The 17552-nt window shown below is 67.1% G+C and carries 17 protein-coding genes and 1 riboswitch; of the genes, 9 read left to right on the top strand and 8 right to left on the bottom strand.

The window, feature by feature from the left end; genetic code table 11:
- The first annotated feature begins 89 nt into the window (after positions 1–89).
- Positions 90–1109, top strand: a complete 1020-nt coding sequence (locus LG3211_RS04555) for a ribonucleotide-diphosphate reductase subunit beta (RefSeq protein WP_057941788.1) — start codon at positions 90–92, stop codon at positions 1107–1109.
- 118 nt (positions 1110–1227) lie between these two features.
- Entirely contained in the window at positions 1228–1584 is a 357-nt protein-coding gene (locus LG3211_RS04550) for an acyl-CoA thioesterase (RefSeq protein ID WP_237049831.1), read from the top strand.
- A 217-nt stretch (positions 1585–1801) separates the two neighbouring features.
- Here the strand turns inward: LG3211_RS04550 and LG3211_RS04545 are convergent, their stop codons facing one another.
- Entirely contained in the window at positions 1802–2428 is a 627-nt protein-coding gene (locus LG3211_RS04545) for a hypothetical protein (RefSeq protein ID WP_057941786.1), read from the bottom strand.
- A gap of 122 nt (positions 2429–2550) precedes the next feature.
- Here LG3211_RS04545 and LG3211_RS04540 point away from each other — a divergent pair, with 122 nt between their 5' ends.
- Positions 2551–3597, top strand: coding sequence for an aldo/keto reductase (locus LG3211_RS04540; RefSeq protein WP_057941785.1), 1047 nt, complete (start codon positions 2551–2553; stop codon positions 3595–3597).
- A gap of 52 nt (positions 3598–3649) precedes the next feature.
- Here LG3211_RS04540 and LG3211_RS04535 read toward each other — a convergent pair whose 3' ends face one another.
- From LG3211_RS04535 to LG3211_RS27390, 3 genes are all read right to left on the bottom strand, one after another.
- On the bottom strand, positions 3650–5773 hold the full coding sequence (locus tag LG3211_RS04535) for a TonB-dependent receptor (protein WP_057941784.1): 2124 nt from the start codon (positions 5771–5773) through the stop codon (positions 3650–3652).
- 171 nt (positions 5774–5944) lie between these two features.
- Positions 5945–7108: a COG3904 family protein gene (locus LG3211_RS04530; protein ID WP_083512306.1), complete on the bottom strand. Its 1164-nt coding sequence runs from the start codon at positions 7106–7108 to the stop codon at positions 5945–5947.
- A 128-nt stretch (positions 7109–7236) separates the two neighbouring features.
- Positions 7237–7416 carry a DUF6053 domain-containing protein gene (locus LG3211_RS27390; protein ID WP_222837573.1) on the bottom strand — a complete coding sequence of 60 codons (180 nt, stop codon included), beginning with the start codon at positions 7414–7416 and terminating at the stop codon, positions 7237–7239.
- Positions 7417–7543: 127 nt separating this feature from the next.
- Positions 7544–7816, top strand: a riboswitch (cobalamin riboswitch).
- 197 nt (positions 7817–8013) lie between these two features.
- Here LG3211_RS27390 and metE point away from each other — a divergent pair.
- Positions 8014–10296, top strand: a complete 2283-nt coding sequence (metE, locus tag LG3211_RS04525) for a 5-methyltetrahydropteroyltriglutamate--homocysteine S-methyltransferase (RefSeq protein WP_057941783.1) — start codon at positions 8014–8016, stop codon at positions 10294–10296.
- A gap of 112 nt (positions 10297–10408) precedes the next feature.
- Here the strand turns inward: metE and LG3211_RS27200 are convergent, their stop codons facing one another.
- From LG3211_RS27200 to gap, 4 genes are all read right to left on the bottom strand, one after another.
- A complete protein-coding gene (locus LG3211_RS27200) occupies positions 10409–10543 on the bottom strand; it encodes a hypothetical protein (RefSeq protein WP_257720561.1) in 135 nt (44 codons plus the stop codon).
- Between the two features lie 62 nt (positions 10544–10605).
- A complete protein-coding gene (locus tag LG3211_RS04520; protein ID WP_057941782.1) occupies positions 10606–11505 on the bottom strand; it encodes a hypothetical protein in 900 nt (299 codons plus the stop codon).
- 16 nt (positions 11506–11521) lie between these two features.
- The gene (locus tag LG3211_RS04515; RefSeq protein WP_057941781.1) at positions 11522–12385 is read right to left on the bottom strand and encodes a HEAT repeat domain-containing protein; all 864 of its coding nucleotides are present in this window, start codon (positions 12383–12385) and stop codon (positions 11522–11524) included.
- A gap of 381 nt (positions 12386–12766) precedes the next feature.
- The gene (gene gap, locus LG3211_RS04510) at positions 12767–13771 is read right to left on the bottom strand and encodes a type I glyceraldehyde-3-phosphate dehydrogenase (protein ID WP_057941780.1); all 1005 of its coding nucleotides are present in this window, start codon (positions 13769–13771) and stop codon (positions 12767–12769) included.
- A gap of 247 nt (positions 13772–14018) precedes the next feature.
- Here gap and LG3211_RS04505 point away from each other — a divergent pair, with 247 nt between their 5' ends.
- The 5 genes from LG3211_RS04505 to modA all read left to right on the top strand — a co-directional run bounded on the left by LG3211_RS04505 (position 14019) and on the right by modA (position 17547).
- Entirely contained in the window at positions 14019–14642 is a 624-nt protein-coding gene (locus LG3211_RS04505; protein ID WP_057941779.1) for an OmpW/AlkL family protein, read from the top strand.
- 174 nt (positions 14643–14816) lie between these two features.
- Positions 14817–15662 (top strand): S1/P1 nuclease, encoded by an 846-nt coding sequence (locus tag LG3211_RS04500; RefSeq protein ID WP_057945270.1) that lies wholly within the window; start codon positions 14817–14819, stop codon positions 15660–15662.
- A gap of 48 nt (positions 15663–15710) precedes the next feature.
- A complete protein-coding gene (locus tag LG3211_RS04495) occupies positions 15711–16238 on the top strand; it encodes a hypothetical protein (RefSeq protein WP_057941778.1) in 528 nt (175 codons plus the stop codon).
- An 88-nt stretch (positions 16239–16326) separates the two neighbouring features.
- The gene (locus LG3211_RS27195) at positions 16327–16461 is read left to right on the top strand and encodes a hypothetical protein (protein ID WP_257720560.1); all 135 of its coding nucleotides are present in this window, start codon (positions 16327–16329) and stop codon (positions 16459–16461) included.
- 291 nt (positions 16462–16752) lie between these two features.
- Positions 16753–17547, top strand: a complete 795-nt coding sequence (gene modA, locus LG3211_RS04490; RefSeq protein ID WP_057941777.1) for a molybdate ABC transporter substrate-binding protein — start codon at positions 16753–16755, stop codon at positions 17545–17547.
- Positions 17548–17552 lie beyond the last annotated feature (5 nt).

Genomic DNA, 17552 nt, shown 5'->3' with positions numbered 1-17552 from the left:
GTCGTCGCCGACCCTCGCGCGCCCTCATCCGCCCTCCGGGCACCTTCTCCCGCCAGCGGGAGAAGGGAAGCAACATCCAAGGAATTGCCATGTCCACCGATTCAACCCGCCTCCTCCTCGATCCCGGTTTCGACCTCACCCTGCGGCCGATGCGCTACCCGCATTTCTACGAGATGTACCGCGACGCGATCCGCAACACCTGGACCGTCGAGGAAGTGGATTTCTCGCAGGACGTGAACGATCTCAAGCACAAGTTCGGCCCGGCCGAACGGCATCTGGTCGAGCGGCTGGTCGCGTTCTTCGCCACCGGCGACAGCATCGTGTCGAACAATCTGGTGCTGAACCTGTATCAGCACATCAACGCGCCCGAAGCGCGCATGTACCTGTCGCGGCAGCTGTACGAGGAAGCGCTGCACGTACAGTTCTACCTGACCCTGCTCGACACCTACCTGCCCGATCCGAACGAGCGCGCCAAGGCCTTCGACGCGGTCGAGAAGATTCCCTCGATCCGGGCCAAGGCCGAGTTCTGTTTCCGCTGGATCGATTCGATCCAGGGCCTGCACCGCATCGAGACGCGCGAGCAGCGCCGCCAGTTCCTGCTCAACCTGATCTGCTTCGCCGGCTGCATCGAAGGCCTGTTCTTCTTCGCCGCCTTCGCCTACGTGTACTACCTGCGTTCGCGCGGCCTGCTCAACGGTCTGGCCTCGGGCACCAACTGGGTGTTCCGCGACGAGAGCTGCCACATGGCGTTCGCGTTCGAAGTCATCCGCACCGCGCGCGAGGAAGAGCCCGACCTGTTCGACGCCGACCTGCGCGCGCAGGTGGTGAAGATGTTCGAGGACGCGGTGGAATGCGAATTCCAGTTCGCCCAGGACGTGCTGTCCGGCGGCGTGGTCGGCCTGTCGCTCAAGGACATGCGCCAGTACCTGGAATACTGCGCCGACCAGCGCATGGCCCAGCTCGGCATGCCGAAGCATTTCGGCTCGACCAACCCGTTCGCGTTCATGGACCTGCAGGACGTGCAGGAAGTGACCAACTTCTTCGAGCGCCGAGTCTCGGCGTATCAGGTCGGCGTGCAGGGCGAAGTGGCGTTCGACGAAGCCTTTTGAGGCAGGAACGAGTGCACAGGAGTGAGGAGTCAGTAAAAGCCTCCCTCGCTCACTTTGCACTCGCCCACTCGTTTCTCACTCCTCTCCACTCATTCCTGCCCCAATGACCGAAGCCCGCATGACCGAAATCGTCTTTCCCGACCACACCAATCACCTGGGGACGCTGTTCGGCGGCCAGGCGCTGGCGTGGATGGACAAGGCCGCGTTCATCGCCGCCTCGCGCTATGCCCGCACCGTCGTGGTCACCGCGCGTTCGGAGCAGATCGATTTCCATACCGCGGTGCCCAAGGGCGCGCTGGTGGAGCTGATCGCGCGCGTGGTCGAAACCGGCCGCACCTCGATGCAGGTTGAGGTCGATATGCTCAAGGAAGACTTGCTTACCGGTCAATCGCAGCTCGCAACGCGTGGGCGGTTCACCATGATCGCGCTTGGCGCCGACGGCAAGCCGACGCCGGTGCCGCCGCTGTCGCGTTGATGAGGGCCGGTGGGTTTCGATTCGACTTTCAGCTTGCGCTGTAAGTCCGAAACTGCGTGTCGGGGCTGAAGCCCCTCCCACAAAAGACTTCCGGCCTTCGCTGTTTCCATGACAGCGCGGTGCACTCGCTGCTTCGCGTGAACGTTGCTTGCGAATGCGCCGAAGTCTTTTGTGGGAGGGGCTTCAGCCCCGATGCTTTCCGCTCAGATAGCGAGCATCAGCGCCCCGCAGCCATCGCATCGCAATCGCTGCCCGCCTGCACGCAAGGCCGCAGCACATCGAAGGAAACACCGGCCCAACTGCGGCGCAGATCGATCCGCACACGCGGCCGATCGGCCAACACCGAGGCCAGCGGCTGACGGGTTTCGACCCGCAACGGCGCGGTTTCGCGACCGTTCTCAGGCATCACGGTAAACCGCAAAGTAATCGTCACAACTCCGCCACGCCCCCGCCGCTGACGCTGCTGCAAATCGCTCGCCACGCCGACCACGCTCGAGGCCTGCCCCCAATGCGCGTTGTACCGCGTCACGCTCAAGCCCAACGTACGCCAGGTCACCAGCAGCAACGCCACCGCCAACACCGCCGCCGGAATGCGCCATGCGCGCAGTCGCGGTCCCGAGGTCGCGCCGTAACCGATCGCCGCCAACACGACCACCACGCCGAAACTGCACGCCCGCCACGCCACGCTCGGCTGCGGTATCGCCGCCTGCGGGCCGGCGATCGAGGGCAGCCACAACGCCACCGCGACCACCGCGGCCGTCGCCGTCAGGATCACCGCGATCAGCTTCCACACCGCGGGCTTCGACAGATCGATGCTGTAGCTCTTGGGCGCGTCGCCGGACATGCACGGGCTCCGTGAATGGTTGCACGGCGATCTTAGCCCCCGCGCGCGCAAGCGCAAGCTACGGATATTTCCAGGTGAACGCGCTGCCTAGACTCGCGGCAACTTCACCCAGGACGCACATCATGCAACTCGATCACTACCGCACACTCGGCCGCTCCGGCCTGCGCGTCAGCCCGGTGTGTCTGGGCACGATGACCTTCGGCAAGGACTGGGGCTGGGGCAGCGATGCCGACGAAGCCCGGCAAGTGTTCGACGCCTACCTCGAGCGCGGCGGCAATTACCTGGACACGGCCAATTTCTACACCGGCGGCAGTTCGGAAACCTTGCTCGGCCAGTTCGCGCGCGGTCGCCGCGATCGATTGGTGATCGCGAGCAAATACTCGCTGTGCACCGACCCAGGCGATCCCAACGCCGGCGGCAATCACCGCAAGAATCTGCGCCAGTCGGTGGACGCGAGCCTGCGCCGCCTCGACACGGATTACATCGACCTGCTCTATCTGCATGCCTGGGACGACACCACGCCCGGCGATGAAGTCATGCGCGGTTTCGACGACCTGATCCGCGCCGGCAAAGTGTTGTATGCCGGCGTGTCGGATCTGCCGGCGTGGCAAGCCGCGCGTTTGCAGACGCTGGCCGAGGTGCGCGGCTGGTCGCCGCTGGTGGCGCTGCAGATCGAATTCAGCCTGGCCCAGCGCGAAGGCGAGCGCGAATTGCTGCCGATGGCGCGCGAACTCGGCATGGGCGTCAGCGCCTGGTCGCCGCTGGCCTCGGGCGTGCTCACCGGCAAGTATTCGCGCGCCGATCTCGACCCAGCCACGGCGCAGGGCCGGCGCGCGGTGGCGATCGGCAACGGCGCGTTGACCGAGCGCGCGCTGGTCATCGCCGATACGGTCAAGACGGTCGCGGCCGAACTCGAACGGCCGCCCTCGCAGATCGCCCTGGCGTGGTTGCTGCAGCAGCCGTTCGAGATCGCGCCGGTGATCGGCGCGCGCACGCTGGCGCAGTTGCAGGAAAACCTCGGCGCGCTCGAGGTCGAATTCGACGACGCGCAGCGGCAACGCCTGGATGAAGCCAGCGCGATCGCGCTGGGCTTTCCGCACGATTTCCTAGCGCTACCCGGCATCCAGCAGGCGATGTTCGGCGGCGCTCAGATCCGCCGCGGCTGGTAAGCGTCGCGGGCGCGGCCCACACCGCGCCCGCATTCTTCCGTCACGCTCGCGATCAGAAGCGGTAGTCCATGGTCAGGCTGACCGTGCGCGGCGCGCCCGGCGCGTTGAAACCATCGACCGAACCGTGCGCGGAGGCGAAGTAACGCTTGTCGAACGCGTTCTCCAGACGCAGGCGCCAATCCCACGACGGGGTCTGATAACGCAGATTGAAATCGAAGCGGGTGAACGCCGGCAGCACGCTGAGATTGGTCGGCGCGGCGTATTGCATGGCCACGTGCTGGGCCAGGGCGCCGACGCTGAAACCGCGGCCCAGGGCGTACTCGGCATAGACCGAGGCGCTGTGACGCGGCGTCAACGGCGAGGTGCGGCCCTGGAACGACACGCCGCTGGCGGTGTTGTTGGATTTTGTGATCTCGCCGTCCAGATAAGCGTAACCGGCGTACAGATCCAGGCGCTGATCCAGCAACGAGGCCGACAACCCGACTTCGGCGCCGCGCGTGCGCTGCGTGCCCACGCCGATCTGCTTGCGCGGATCGACCGGGTCGGTGGTTTTGATGTGTTCGCGTTCGGTCTCGAACACCGCCACGTCGAAACTCAGCAAGCCGTCGGCGCGCGCGAACTTGTAGCCGACTTCGCGATTGCTGGTGGTTTCCGGGCTCAGATCGACGTTGACCGTGCTCAGCGGCAGGCTCTCGCCCGAGGGCTGGAACGATTCGCCCCAACTCGCGTACAGCGACTGCTGCGGCGTGGGCATCCAGATCAGGCCCAGGCGCGGGCTCCATTCGCGGTCGGTGCGGTCCAGCGCGGGCGCGGCGGCGTTGACGCGGTCGCGGGTCTGCTGGCGATAGTCGTCGTAGCGCGCGCCGATCACCGCCTTCCACTGCGGGTTCAAGCTGATCTGGTCCTGCACATACAAGGCCGCGTTGCGCAGGCGGCTGCGCGCGGCGGCTTCGGCGCGCGGATTGAAGGTCGGACGGTCGAGCACGGGGTTGAGCAGATCGATCGGCGTGGCGATGCCGCCGTAACTGGCCTGATCCTTGCGCTCGTAGCTCAGCTCGTTGCCGATCAGCAGACGGTGGCGCTCGCCTTCGTAGACCAGATCGGTCTGCGCGAACCAGGCCTGCTGGTCGCGGGCATTGCCGGCATGGCGTCGCGCCGACATCCAGCGGCCGTTGCGCAGGAACGGATTGCCGGTGATCAGGGTGTTGCGGCGGTCGAGCGTGTAATCGGTGCCGCGCAAGGTCACGCGCAGATCCAGCTGCGGCGTCAGCGCCTTGCTGTAGCTCGCGTTGAAGATATTGACGCGGGCGCGGCTGTAGTCGTCGTGGCGCGCATCGGCCGAGCCGTAATAGGTATCGATCGGAACGTCCACCGGGCGACCGAACAGGCTGGGAATGCCGAAGTCGGTAACGCGTTCGTCGCGCTGCGCGCTGGCCTGCAGCAGCAACTGGCCGCCGCCGAGTTCGAAGCGATACGACGGCGCGATCAGCCAGCGCTCGATGAAGCCCTGGTCGCGGAAAGTGTCCGAATCCTCGACCGCGCCGACCAGACGGCCGGCGCCGATGCCGAGCGGGCCGGTGACGTCGAACTCGCCGCGACGGCCGCCCTCGCTGTCGGCATACAGACGCAGCTTGCCCTGCGCGGTGTCCAGCGGCTGCTTGCTGACGCGATTGACCAGGCCGCCGGAAGAACCGCGGCCGAACAACATCGCCGCGGTGCCCTTGAGCACTTCGATGCGCTCGGTGTTGGCCAGATCGCGGAAGTACATCGCGTCGTCGCGCACGCCGTCGAGGTATTGGTCGGCCAGCGCGCTGAAGCCGCGGATCGCGACCTGATCGCGCTGGCCGTCGCCGTTGTTGAGCCCCACGCCGGGCACCAGCGACAGCATTTCGTTGAGCGAACGCCCGCCCTGCGCGTCGATCAGCGCGCGCGGCAGCACGGTGACGGCTTGCGGCACTTCGATCAGCGCGGTGTCGGTCTTGGTCGCGCTGGAACTGCGCTGGGCGCCGAACTTGGGAGCGGCGACGCCGCGGACCTGGATCTGGTCGAGTTCGTGGACCTGGGCGCCGGCGTCGGCCGCGTCGTCGGCGTGGGCGGCCAGGGAGAACAGGCACAAGGGCAACAGGGCCAGCGCGAGACGCGCCGGCGCCAGCCGGGAGAGCGGAGAGGCGGACATCGGTAAAACTCCTGCGAGGCTTTTGGCTCGAGCCCCACAGGCGCTCTGGCTATACAGGCGGGGATTTTCCGGTGCTGAGACGGCGATCGCAAGTGCGCGGCGCACTCAAGGCCGCGGCGCGGCCGTGTCGGGCGATCGGCGAACGGGCCGTTTTCGCCGGGTTTGCGCCGATTATTCCCCCGGCGCGGACGCGGATTTCTTCTTCGCCAGGCGCTTGGATTCGCTCTTCGACAAGGCCTCGTTGGAGGCCTGCGCGGCGTCCGCGGCCTGCGCTTCTTCGGTGGGGAACAACTCCGGCAGATCGCGCGCGTACAGATCGGCCGGGCTGTCGGACGGGCAGGCCTTGTCCGGGAAACCGAACTGTCCCTGCAGAGCGTTGGCGCACTGAGGCATGGATTCGAAGTTCTTGCCGGTGGCCATGCATTGCGCGTCGAAGGCGCGGCGGAAGGCGTCGCGGCGGCGGACGAAGTCCTCGCCGCACTTGCGGGTCAGGCGGATGCGGTCCAGATCGTCCTGGGCGGCGTTGGTGCCGTCCAAGCCGTATTGCTTGAGTTCGTCCGGGGTCAGGATGCGCAGGTCGCGGTTGGCGATGGTCATCATCAGGTCCGACACCGCGGTGGCCACGCCGTTGCGCTCCAGGTAGTCGCGCACCTGCTGATTGATCGCGCGCAGTTCGCGGCTGAGCTCGGCGCGCGAGGTCGCGGTGGAGCGGTCGCGCATCAGCCGGTGGATGCCGACCTTGCCCTCGACCGAGCGCGTATCGCCCGCGGCCAGCACCAGCACGCAGGCGCTGTGGCAGACCGAGTCCTCGCGCACCCAGATCGCCCAGCCCGATTCGGCGATCGAATCGCCAGCGCGGATCGCTTCTTCGACGTGACCGCCGCTGGAGTCGATATCCAGGATGCGGGTCTGGATTTCCATGCGCGTGGCCATCGCCGAGACCCGCTGCACCAGCGCGGTGAAGCCGGCGCCGATCTTGCCCTGATAACGCAGCCGCACCACCCCGCGCGCCTGGCACGGCGACAGCGCATCGACCAGGCTGAAGAACTCCAGCGAGGTCAGCCGCTGGCCTTCGCCGAATTGCGGGTAGTCGTATTCGCAGCTGATCCGGGCGACGCCGCCGTCGAGTTTGGCCGGCGGCCAATAGGTGCCCTTGAGGATGTCCTCTTCGCTCGGCGGCACCGGCGCGACCTTGGGCATCTCGTTCTGGCTGCCCAGGGTGACCGACTCGTCCTGCGCCGGCGCCGGCGGATCCTTCGCGCACGCCGTCAGGACCAGCGCGCACAGCAACGATGCGAGCAGGCCAGCCAGTAACGGGGTCCTTTCGAAAAACATGTTCCACCCACCGGATTCGGGATCGCGCGGGACCGTCCTGGTCCGCGCCGTGCGCGTAGCGCCTGTGCAAACGTTAGCCCCAGCCTTCGCCAAGCTCAACGGCGGCGTGAGGCGCGGCGTCACGGCTATCAGGGTGAGGTCATCTTCGTCGGCGGCGGATGAACGCCAGCCGCCGGAAACCGCGCCGGGCGCGTGCCGCCGCGCAGGGGCCATAAACCGCAAACAACCGGTGCCGCCGGGTTTTTTGCAGGAGGGGCTTCAGCCCCGATGCTTTTCGATCCGTTCACCGCGATCTGAGCCAAAAGCATCGGGGCTGAAGCCCCTCCTACAAAAGACTTCGTGCTTCGGCCTGCCGGGAGTCGCCGATTGACTTCGCCCCGCCCCCTGCGTACCTTGGCGCCGTTACGGTGAACATCGCTTCATAAAGATAGAGCGATGGGACACGCCATCGACGGCCTCGCGCCGGCGACGGCCAGAGGGAATCCGGTTCGAATCCGGAGCTGCCCCGCAGCGGTATGGGAAACGAACGGGCCATGGCACTGGGCGATATGCCCGGGAAGCGGCCTCAGTAGGAAAAAGCGAGGGGTAGAGTTCAGAGGAGTGAGAAACGAGTAAAAGCATCGGCTTCGACTCGTTTCTCACTCCTCTGAACTCTACTTCCCGCTCCAAGTCCCGAGCCCGAAGACCTGCCGCGACCGGAAGGTTCGCCTTCCGTCCGACTCCGGCCCGCGTGGCGCCGGACGGCGTGCCCGCACGCCGTCCGCGCGGCGCGGATCGGTTCGCCCGCGGGGGCGAAGGTCGAAGCCAAGGTTCGCGATGGAGTCCGGCGCTTACGCGTGCGGGCCGGCGTGGCCGTGGTTTCCTTCGTTGCCCTGCGTCATGCCCACGCATCGCAGGTACTCATCATGATCAGCGTCACCCCTCTCGGCTTCCCGCGCATCGGCGCGCGGCGCGAGCTGAAACAAGCTTTGGAATCGTTCTGGAAAGGCGACAGCGACGCGCAATCGCTGCACGCCACCGCCGCCGCCCTGCGCGAACGCCATTGGCGGCTCGCGCGCGAGGCCGGCGCCGACATCGTGCCGGTCAACGACTTCTCGCTCTACGACCACGTGCTCGACACCACCGTGCTGTTCGACGCGATTCCCGCCTCGCACCGCGCCGCGTTCGACGAAGACCCGCTGACCGGTTACTTCGCCCTCGCCCGCGGCCTGCAGGACGGTCGCCGCGATCTGCGCGCGCTGGAAATGACCAAGTGGTTCGACACCAACTACCACTACCTGGTGCCGCAGTTCGAGGCCAACCAGCGCTTCGCCCTGCGCGGCGACAAGCCGCTGGCCGAACTGGCGCAGGCGCAGGCCCTGGGCCTTGAGGCGCGTCCCGTGCTGCTGGGCCCGGTGTCGCTGCTCAAGCTGGGCAAGCGCATCGATGGCGGCGATCCGCGCGAACTGCTCGACAACCTGTTGCCCGCCTACGCCGAGTTGCTGTCCAAGCTCAAGGCCGCCGGCGCGCAGTGGGTGCAGATCGACGAACCGGCGCTGGTGCTGGACCTGGACGACGCCGACCGCGCCGCCTACCGCCGCGCCTACGCCGCGCTGGCCGAAGTCGATGCACCGCAGCGCCTTTTGACCACCTACTTCGGCGCGCTCGGCGACAACGCCGCGCTGGCCGCGCAGTTGCCGGTGGAAGGCCTGCACCTGGATCTGGTGCGCGCGCCGCAGCAACTGGAAAGCGTGCTGCCGCTGTTGCCGGAAGATCGCGCGCTGAGCCTGGGCGTGGTGGACGGCCGCAACATCTGGCGAGCCGATCTCGACGCCGCGCTGAGCCTGGCCCGCCGCGCCGGCGCGCGGGCGAAATGGCTGGCGCCGTCGTGTTCGCTGCTGCACGTGCCGGCCGATCTGGACCTGGAAAAGAAGCTGCCGACGCCGCTCAAGCATTGGATGGCCTACGCCAGGCAGAAGATCGAAGAACTGCGCCTGCTCGCCGACGCCCTGGCCGGCAACGCCGACGCCGAACGCGACCTGGCCGCGGCCGCGAGCGCGCGCGCCGCGCGCCTGGCTTCGCCGCTGCTGCGCAACGCCGGCGTGCGCAAGCGCCTGGCCGCGGTCGAACCGGCCATGGCCAATCGCGTCTCGCCCTATCCCAAGCGCGCCAAGCTGCAGCAGGACCGGCTGAATCTGCCGCTGTTCCCGACCACCACCATCGGCTCGTTCCCGCAGACCGCGCAAGTGCGCCGCGCCCGTGCCGAACACAAGGCCGGCAAGATCGACGACGCCGCTTACCAGCGCTTCCTCGAAAACGAGACCGTGCAATGCCTGCGCGAGCAGGAAGCGCTCGGCATCGACGTGCTGGTGCACGGCGAGTTCGAACGCAACGACATGGTCGAATACTTCGGCGAGCAGCTCGACGGCTTCGCCTTCACCGCGCACGGCTGGGTGCAAAGCTACGGCTCGCGCTGCGTGAAGCCGCCGGTGCTGTTCGGCGACGTATCGCGGCCGCGGGCGATGACCGTGGACTGGACCCGCTACGCGCAGTCGCAGACCGATCGCCCGGTCAAGGGCATGCTGACCGGGCCGGTGACGATCCTGCAGTGGTCGTTCGTGCGCGACGATCAGCCGCGCGCCGACAGTTGCCGGCAGATCGCCCTGGCCCTGCGCGAGGAAGTGCTGGATCTGGAATCGGCCGGCATCGCGGTAATCCAGATCGACGAACCGGCGCTGCGCGAAGGCCTGCCGCTGCGTCGCGCCGACTGGCCGGCGTATCTGGCCTGGGCCGGCGAATCCTTCCGTCTGGCCGCCAGCGGCGTGGGCGACGCCACCCAGATCCACACCCACATGTGCTACGCCGAGTTCAACGACATCATCGACGCGGTCGCCGCGCTCGACGCCGACGTGATTTCGATCGAGACCTCGCGTTCGCGCATGGAACTGCTGGACGCGTTCGCGCGCTATCGCTATCCCAACGGCATCGGCCCGGGCGTGTACGACATCCACTCCCCGCGCGTGCCCAGCCAGGCCGAGATGAGCGAACTGCTCGACAAGGCCCTGGACGTGCTGGGGCCGGCGCAGTTGTGGGTCAATCCCGATTGCGGCCTGAAGACGCGCGGCTGGCCGGAAGTGCGGGCGGCGTTGCAGGCGATGGTGCAGGCCGCGCAGGGCCTGCGCGAGCAGAGCACGGCCGAAGTGAGTTAAGCGATCCGCCGTCGCGGCGCGCACGCCCGCGACGGCGCCGCGCCGCGCAAACGCCCCTTCCGGACGCATCCGGAAGGGGCGGCATTGCATTCATCCCTCAGCGCAACGCGTATCAGCCCAGCGCGACCCACAGCTCGGGATCGCCGGAGCTTTCCACCGAGCGCACGATGGCGCCGACGTCAGCGCTGGAGACGCTGAAAGGGGCGACTTCATAAGCCAGATCTTCGACGTGCAGATTACCTTCCATAGACTGCTCCTTGTATGCCGGCCCGATGAGGCCCCGCGGCGTGCCGGCGCCGCCGCGGGCCGTTATTGCAGTTGGCTCAGGGCGCTGCGCGCATGCAGGCGCACCATGTCCGATTCGTCCGCGTACAGCCGCTCCATCGCGCCGCGATAGGCGGCCTGATCCTCGCGCAGGCCTTCCAGGCACATCAGGCGCATGCGCGGCGGCAACAGCGGCGCATCGACGATGTCGTTGAACAGGCCCATGAGTTCATCGCCGCCGACCATCACCGCCATCTCCGCCAGCATCGACAGCCGGCTGTGAATGCTGGCCGAGGTGTAGCTGAGAATCCGCGCGCGTTCTTCCTCGATGACGAAGTTGTACTGGCACTTGGAAATCTGGCTCTGGTTGTTGAACAACACGTTCAACGAGATCGACAACTCGTCCGGCGGCGCCTGCCGGTGCACGTCGCGATGGGCCTGATAGAGCATGATCTTGCCCTTGGGCAGGCTGGTGACTTCCGAATCCAGGATCGGCGCGCTGTCGCCGATTTCGCCGTTCAACTGCGACGGGTCGATCTGCACGATGTGGGTGCGATAACCCGCGCCGAAATAGCCGATGGTGAGGAAATTGAAGTTGTGGTCGTGGGCGGTGTCGTAGGAATACACCCGCTCTTCGTTCTTGCGCAGCGCGCCGGTCTGCTTGAGCGGCGTCCAGACGTTGGCGCGGATCATGATGTGCCTGCGCCGCGCGATCACATAGCACTGCGGCGCCACGAACGGCGGCGGCTGGCCGTCGAGGATCGAGCGCATCGACTGGGCCATGGTGCGCGCCACCAGTCCGCTGTCGCTGGCGTAGGCGGCCAGCACCGGCGCGGCGTCGGCGATGCTGTCCGGGTCCATGCTGTCCACGCGGCTGAAGATGTAGTCGAACAAATCGTCTTCGCTGGCCGTCGAGGTCGCGGTCGCATTCAAGGTATAGGCCATGTCGGTTCCTCGCGCCTCAAAGGGCGGGTTGCAGGGCGGCGAGCGAACGCGTCGCCGCCGCGCGGATATCGTCGTGCTCGTCGTCGAGCGCTTCGTGCAGGCGGTCCAGGGCGATCCGGCGATCGACCTTGGCCAGATGCTGGATCGCCGACCAGCGCACGAAATGTCGCGGATGCCGGCTCAATTCCAGCAACACCTCCCGCGCCTGCTGCGCGCCGATGGCGGCCATGGTGCGGCCGATGCAGATCAGTTCCGAATCGCTGAGCCGAGCGGAGATGCAGCTGTCGGCGCGCAAGGTGTCCGGATCGAAGCGCCACTGCAGGTCCGCGGCGCTCTCCGACAGCAGCAGGGCGACGATGGTCGGCCGCTGCACATCGACCTTGAACGCCGCGTCGCCCGCGCTCATCGCCGCGGCCTGGCCGGCGTCGAGTTCGATCTGGCGATTGAGCCGCACGCTTTGCTCGCGTTCGAAATACGCGTTGCGAAAACTCTCGCCGGTGGCGTAGGTGCTCAGCGTCATCGCTCCGGCGGCGACGCCGATGCAGGCGTATTGCGAGAGCGTGAAGATGCCGCTGGAGGAGCTGAAATACCGCGACAAATGCAGCGACCAGCCCGGCCCGGCCAGCAGCAACAGGCCGTGACGGCTCCACAGGCTGCCGCGATTCCAGTGCTCCCACCACAAGGCGCGCTCGCCGTCGGCGAGCACGTCGCGCAACTCCGCGCCCAGCCGCGCGGCGATCGCGCCGGAGCGCAGCAGGGTTTCCACTTGCGGTTGCATATCGACGATGGCCGACAGGCCGCGCTCGGCGATGCCGTCATCGACGGTCTGCTTGAATTGCGCGAACCGGGGATCGGTAAGCGAACGCGTTTGCGCGTCCATGGCGTCCTTCCTTGGTTGTGGTTCGGTGGATTGGAACCTTCCGCGTCCTGCGGTCGCCACTGCGCGTCATGCAACAACGCGCACAGGCTCTGCGACGATCGCGTCGTCGCGGAGGATCGTCGTCCGCCGCATCGCGACGGACAACTGGATCAGATACTAGCGGCAAGCCGGCGCGCGAACAGCGACGCGGATGCGACCGCAATCACAGCTCCGACGATGCGTTCGGATTGCGTTTGCATCGTTCGCATCACATGTCTTCTGTGTGATGCAAGACAAGCGGCGTCGCCGGCCGCCAAAACCAAACAGCCCCGCCGAGGCGGGGCTGTTCGATCGTTCGCGCGGGCCGCCGATGCGGCGACACGCGCGGCGAGGGTTCGCGGCTTACTTGCCCGCGACCACCTTGACCATTTCCAGGCACTTGTTCGAGTAGCCCCACTCGTTGTCGTACCAGCTCACCAGCTTGACGAAGGTGCCGTCCAGGGCGATGCCGGCTTCGGCGTCGAAGATCGAGGTGCGCGCGTCGCCGCGGAAGTCGGTCGCCACGACCTTGTCTTCGGTGTAGCCCAGCACGCCCTTCAGCGCGCCTTCGCTCTGCGCCTTCATTTCCGCGCAGATTTCCGCGTAGGTGGCTTCCTTGTTGAGCTCGACGGTCAGATCGACCACCGACACGTCCGAGGTCGGCACGCGGAACGACATGCCGGTGAGCTTCTTGTTGAGCTCCGGGATCACCACGCCGACCGCCTTGGCCGCGCCGGTGCTGGACGGGATGATGTTCTCCAGGATGCCGCGGCCGCCGCGCCAGTCCTTGTTGCTCGGGCCATCGACGGTCTTCTGCGTCGCGGTGGCCGCGTGCACGGTGGTCATCAGGCCGCGCTTGATGCCCCACTTGTCGTTGATGACCTTGGCCAGCGGCGCCAGGCAGTTGGTGGTGCACGAAGCGTTCGACACGATCGCCTCGCCCTTGTAGGTCTTGTCGTTGACGCCGAACACGAACATCGGCGTGTCGTCCTTCGACGGCGCCGACAGCACGACCTTCTTCGCGCCCGCGTCGAGATGCTTCTGCGCGGTGGCCTTGTCGAGGAACAGGCCGGTGGATTCGATGACCACCTCGGCGCCGACTTCGTCCCACTTGAGATTGGCCGGATCGCGTTCCTGGGTCAGGCGGATCTTCTTGCCGTTGACGATCAGGGTGTTGCCCTCGACCTTGACCTCGCCCTTGAAACGGCCGTGGACCGAGTCGTACTGCAGCATGTAAGCCAGGTAGTCGGGCTCGAGCAGATCGTTGATGGCCACGATTTCGATGTCGTCGCCGAAGTTCTGCACGGCTGCGCGCAGGACGTTGCGTCCGATGCGGCCGAAGCCGTTGATGCCTACCTTGATCGTCATTGAGGTAACTCCTGCGGCCGCTGGGCGGTTCGAAGTGGGGAAACCGCCATTCTAGCAAGGCGTGGCCGGTGTCGCAGTCCCGCCGCGTTACCCGGCTGCAGTTCGCAGAACTGCAATCGTCCCAGCCCGGATTGCGATGGAAATCAAGGTTTACCGTTCTTGGCCGTATTTAGAGTGCGGCACAGGCCGCTCGCCTGTTCAGCCAGTTCCGCCTTCGGGCAATCACCGACCACAGGGGACTCAAGGAATGAACCATCGTCTGATCGGCGGCGTTCTCGCCGCGGCCCTGGCCTGCGCGGCCCAACCCGTGCTGGCCCAGGAGGCCCGCAGCTTCACCATCGGCATCGGCGCGCATCAGGTCCAGCCCAAGTCCAACAACGGCTCGCTGCTCGGCGGCGCGGCCCAGCTGGAAATCGGCGACAACGTCCAGCCGACCATCACGTTCGAGTATTTCGTCCGCGAAAACCTCGGTATCGAAGTGCTGGCGGCGACGCCGTTCAAGCATGACATCGAGATCAAGGGGCTGGGCAAGGTCGCCACGACCAAGCACCTGCCGCCGACCTTCTCGCTGCAGTACCACTGGAACAGCGACGGCGCGGTCTCGCCCTTCGTCGGCGTGGGCGTCAACTACACCACCTTCATGAGCGAGAAGACCACCGGCCCGTTGCGCGGTTCCAAGCTCAAGCTGGAGGATTCGGTCGGCGTGGCCGCGCATGTGGGCGTGGATTTCGGCGTCGGCGAACGCGGCGCGATCCGGGTGGATGCGCGCTGGATCGACATCAACTCCGACGTCGAGCTCAACGGCGAGAAGATCGGCAAGGCCGAGATCGACCCGCTGGTCTACGGGCTGGCCTACGTCATCAAATTCTGAGCGGCGCAAACCAGCGGTCGCGGCCGCGTGAGCTGTCGCGATGCGCCGCCGCTGGCCGCGTAATCGTCGGGGGCCGGCACGGCCGCCGCCCTCGATCCGCGCAGCCGCGTCCGACGGCCGCATCGCCCGTTTCGGACAGCGGCCGCGCGCGGCGCGTGCAGTACAGTGGCCGGCATGAAAAACACCCGACTGCCCGTCCGTAATCCGCTGCGCGCCCTCGCTGCCTTGCTGCTGGCGCTGCCGCTCAACGCCCTGGCCTGGGGCCCGCAAGGCCATCGCCTGGTCGCCGAACTGGCCTGGGAAGGCATGACCCCGGCCGCCCGCGCCGAGGCCGGCAAGCTCCTGGCCGGCGAACCCGACCCGACCCTGCCCGGCATCGCCAACTGGGCCGACGAACTGCGCGCTCACGACCCCGACCTCGGCAAGCGCAGCAGCAAATGGCATTACGTGAATCTGGCCGAAGACGAATGCCATTACGACGCCGCGCGCGATTGCCCCAACGGCAACTGCGCGGTCGCCGCCATCGCCGCCCAGACCGCGATCCTGGCCGACCGCAGCAAGTCGCAGGCCGACCGCCTGCAGGCGCTGAAGTTCGTCGTCCACCTCGTCGGCGACGTGCACCAGCCGCTGCACGCCGGCTACGCCCGCGACAAGGGCGGCAACGACTTCCAGCTGGCCATTCCGGGCGAACCCGAGCGGCCCGGCGGCTACGGCGGCAACCTGCACTCGCTGTGGGACAGCAGCCTGCTCAATACCCGCAAGCGCAACGACGCGGCCTATCTGGCCGAGCTGCGCAAGATCGCCGTGCCGACCGTGACCGGCGCCGGCCTGCCCGCCGACGCCGCCGGCTGGGCCGAGGACTCGTGCAAACTGATGCTGCAGCCGGGTTTCTATCCGCCGACGCACAAGCTGGAGCCGGGGTACGTCGCCACCTGGCGCCCGCTCGCCGAAACCCAGTTGCGCCTGGGCGGCGAACATCTGGCCGAAGTGCTCAACGCGGCGCTGGCGCCGGGGCGCTGATCCGCGGGCGAAGCGCCTGTTCCGTCCCGCCGAACCTGATCGAGCGCAATGAAACGATTATCTCTGTTCGCCGCCGTCGTCGTAGCCCTGCTGATTTTTGCGTTGGTGACCTACAACGGGTTCTGGGAAAGCGCGAACACGTCCAGTAGTCCAGTCACGTTGTCCAGCAGCGACGCCCAGGCGCAAGGGCGACTGCTGGCGCGGCTGCGCTTCGATCCTCCGGTGTTCGGCGGATGCTCGGTACACGACGCGTGGCTGGAAAAGTCTTCGACCTATGTCGCGCGCGGCTGGTACCGCATTCGCCTTGGAAACGAAACCGTGGAGACCACCGCGATCCGTGTGGTGATGGACATGCCCGAAGACCGCACGCTTCCTCCGACCCATTTGAGTTTCGAGGAAGCCAATCCGGCGGCTTATCGCCTGGGCCTTACCGGTTCGGCCACGCAGCCGCTCAACACCTATGGCGCGCGCTACCAGTTGTTCGAGTCGAATACGGTTTTTCCGCCGCCGGCCATCATGAAGTTCAGCTGCGACGACGCAATGTGGAATGCGACCGTGGTGAACGAGTCGCCCTGATCCGTACTGCTGTGGCGCGTCGCCGTAACCCGAGACTTGCGGCGCGGGTAATCTGAAACTTCCGTTCGATCCGTTCTGGAGGACCGCCATGGGCCATCGCTGCACGATCCGTTCGCAGGTTTCGCTGGCCCTCGCCATCGCGTTCGCCTCGGCCGCCATCGCCCCGGCAGGCCTTGCCCGCGCCGAAGCGCCGCACAAGCACGAAGCGGCCCGTGGCGGCTGATCGCGCCGGGCGAATCGCGGCCGGCGCGGTGGGTGAAGCAGGTCGAGTCGATCCGGGTGGCGGATGCGCCTTGAGATTGCGATTCGGGATTTCGGTTCGGGATCCGGGATTTGAGCGCTGCGCTCTCGAACATCCGCCCAACCCTCGCACCAGCCCGAAGTCTTTTGTGGGAGGGCCTTCAGGCCCGAAGCCTTCCGTTCCGACGCCAGCAAACCCCACCGCAACTTCGCCACCCTCGCTTCGCGCTACTCTCGCCGTACCTAACCGAGTCCCATCGCATCAGGGCCCCGCATGAATCCGATCCGCCGTCGCATCCTGGGCGCTGTGTGCGCCCTCGGCCTCATCGTTACCGCCCTCACCGCCTCCGCGCAGACGCCAGCCTCGGCCGCGCCGCTGACCGTGTTCGCCGCCGCCAGCCTCAAGGAGTCGCTGGACGAAGCCGCCGCGGCCTACCAGAAAGCCAGCGGCCAGGACGTGCGCATGTCCTACGCCGCCAGCTCCGCGCTCGCCCGCCAGATCGAACAGGGCGCGCCGGCCGATCTGTTCCTCTCGGCCGACCTGGACTGGATGGACTACCTGCAGGAGCGCAAGCTCATCGACGAAGCCAGCCGCCGCAACCTGCTCGGCAACACCCTGGTGCTGATCGCACCGGCGACCCGCAAGGCCGGCCCGGTCGCGCTCAAGCCCGGCGTCAAGCTGTTGCCGCTGCTCGGCGAAGGCCGCATGGCGCTGGCTCTGACCGCCAGCGTTCCCGCCGGCAAATACGCGCGCGCGGCGTTCACTTCGCTCGGCGTGTGGGATCAGCTGCAACCCAAGGTCGCCGAAGCCGAGAACGTGCGCGCCGCCCTGATGCTGGTCGCGCGCGGCGAAGCGCCGCTGGGCGTGGTCTACGGCAGCGACGCGCAGGCCGAACCCAAGGTGCGCGTGCTCGCGACCTTCCCCGCCGACACCCATCCGGCCATCGTCTATCCGGTCGCGGTGATCAAGGCCAGCCGGCATCCGCGCGCGGCCGCGTTCGCGCAGTGGCTGCATTCGAAGGACGCCGCGGCGATCTTCCGCCGCCGCGGCTTCGCGCCGCTGCCCTGAGCGCG

This window comes from Lysobacter gummosus (assembly GCF_001442805.1).
Classification (GTDB): Bacteria; Pseudomonadota; Gammaproteobacteria; order Xanthomonadales; family Xanthomonadaceae; genus Lysobacter; species Lysobacter gummosus.
This window is presented reverse-complemented; position numbering and strand designations above follow the sequence as displayed.

Bases quoted from the DNA above. Each gene is read 5' to 3' on its own strand.
- LG3211_RS04535 (WP_057941784.1), bottom strand. From the start codon at position 5,773: ATGTCCGCCTCTCCGCTCTCCCGGCTGGCGCCGGCGCGTCTCGCGCTG.
- LG3211_RS27390 (WP_222837573.1), bottom strand. From the start codon at position 7,416: ATGCTTTTGGCTCAGATCGCGGTGAACGGATCGAAAAGCATCGGGGCT.
- LG3211_RS27200 (WP_257720561.1), bottom strand. From the start codon at position 10,543: ATGGAAGGTAATCTGCACGTCGAAGATCTGGCTTATGAAGTCGCCCCT.
- LG3211_RS04515 (WP_057941781.1), bottom strand. From the start codon at position 12,385: ATGGACGCGCAAACGCGTTCGCTTACCGATCCCCGGTTCGCGCAATTC.
- LG3211_RS04495 (WP_057941778.1), top strand. From the start codon at position 15,711: ATGAAACGATTATCTCTGTTCGCCGCCGTCGTCGTAGCCCTGCTGATT.
- LG3211_RS04550 (WP_237049831.1), top strand. From the start codon at position 1,228: ATGACCGAAATCGTCTTTCCCGACCACACCAATCACCTGGGGACGCTG.
- LG3211_RS04520 (WP_057941782.1), bottom strand. From the start codon at position 11,505: ATGGCCTATACCTTGAATGCGACCGCGACCTCGACGGCCAGCGAAGAC.
- LG3211_RS04555 (WP_057941788.1), top strand. From the start codon at position 90: ATGTCCACCGATTCAACCCGCCTCCTCCTCGATCCCGGTTTCGACCTC.
- LG3211_RS04530 (WP_083512306.1), bottom strand. From the start codon at position 7,108: ATGTTTTTCGAAAGGACCCCGTTACTGGCTGGCCTGCTCGCATCGTTG.
- LG3211_RS27195 (WP_257720560.1), top strand. From the start codon at position 16,327: ATGGGCCATCGCTGCACGATCCGTTCGCAGGTTTCGCTGGCCCTCGCC.
- LG3211_RS04500 (WP_057945270.1), top strand. From the start codon at position 14,817: ATGAAAAACACCCGACTGCCCGTCCGTAATCCGCTGCGCGCCCTCGCT.
- LG3211_RS04505 (WP_057941779.1), top strand. From the start codon at position 14,019: ATGAACCATCGTCTGATCGGCGGCGTTCTCGCCGCGGCCCTGGCCTGC.
- modA (WP_057941777.1), top strand. From the start codon at position 16,753: ATGAATCCGATCCGCCGTCGCATCCTGGGCGCTGTGTGCGCCCTCGGC.
- LG3211_RS04540 (WP_057941785.1), top strand. From the start codon at position 2,551: ATGCAACTCGATCACTACCGCACACTCGGCCGCTCCGGCCTGCGCGTC.
- metE (WP_057941783.1), top strand. From the start codon at position 8,014: ATGATCAGCGTCACCCCTCTCGGCTTCCCGCGCATCGGCGCGCGGCGC.
- gap (WP_057941780.1), bottom strand. From the start codon at position 13,771: ATGACGATCAAGGTAGGCATCAACGGCTTCGGCCGCATCGGACGCAAC.
- LG3211_RS04545 (WP_057941786.1), bottom strand. From the start codon at position 2,428: ATGTCCGGCGACGCGCCCAAGAGCTACAGCATCGATCTGTCGAAGCCC.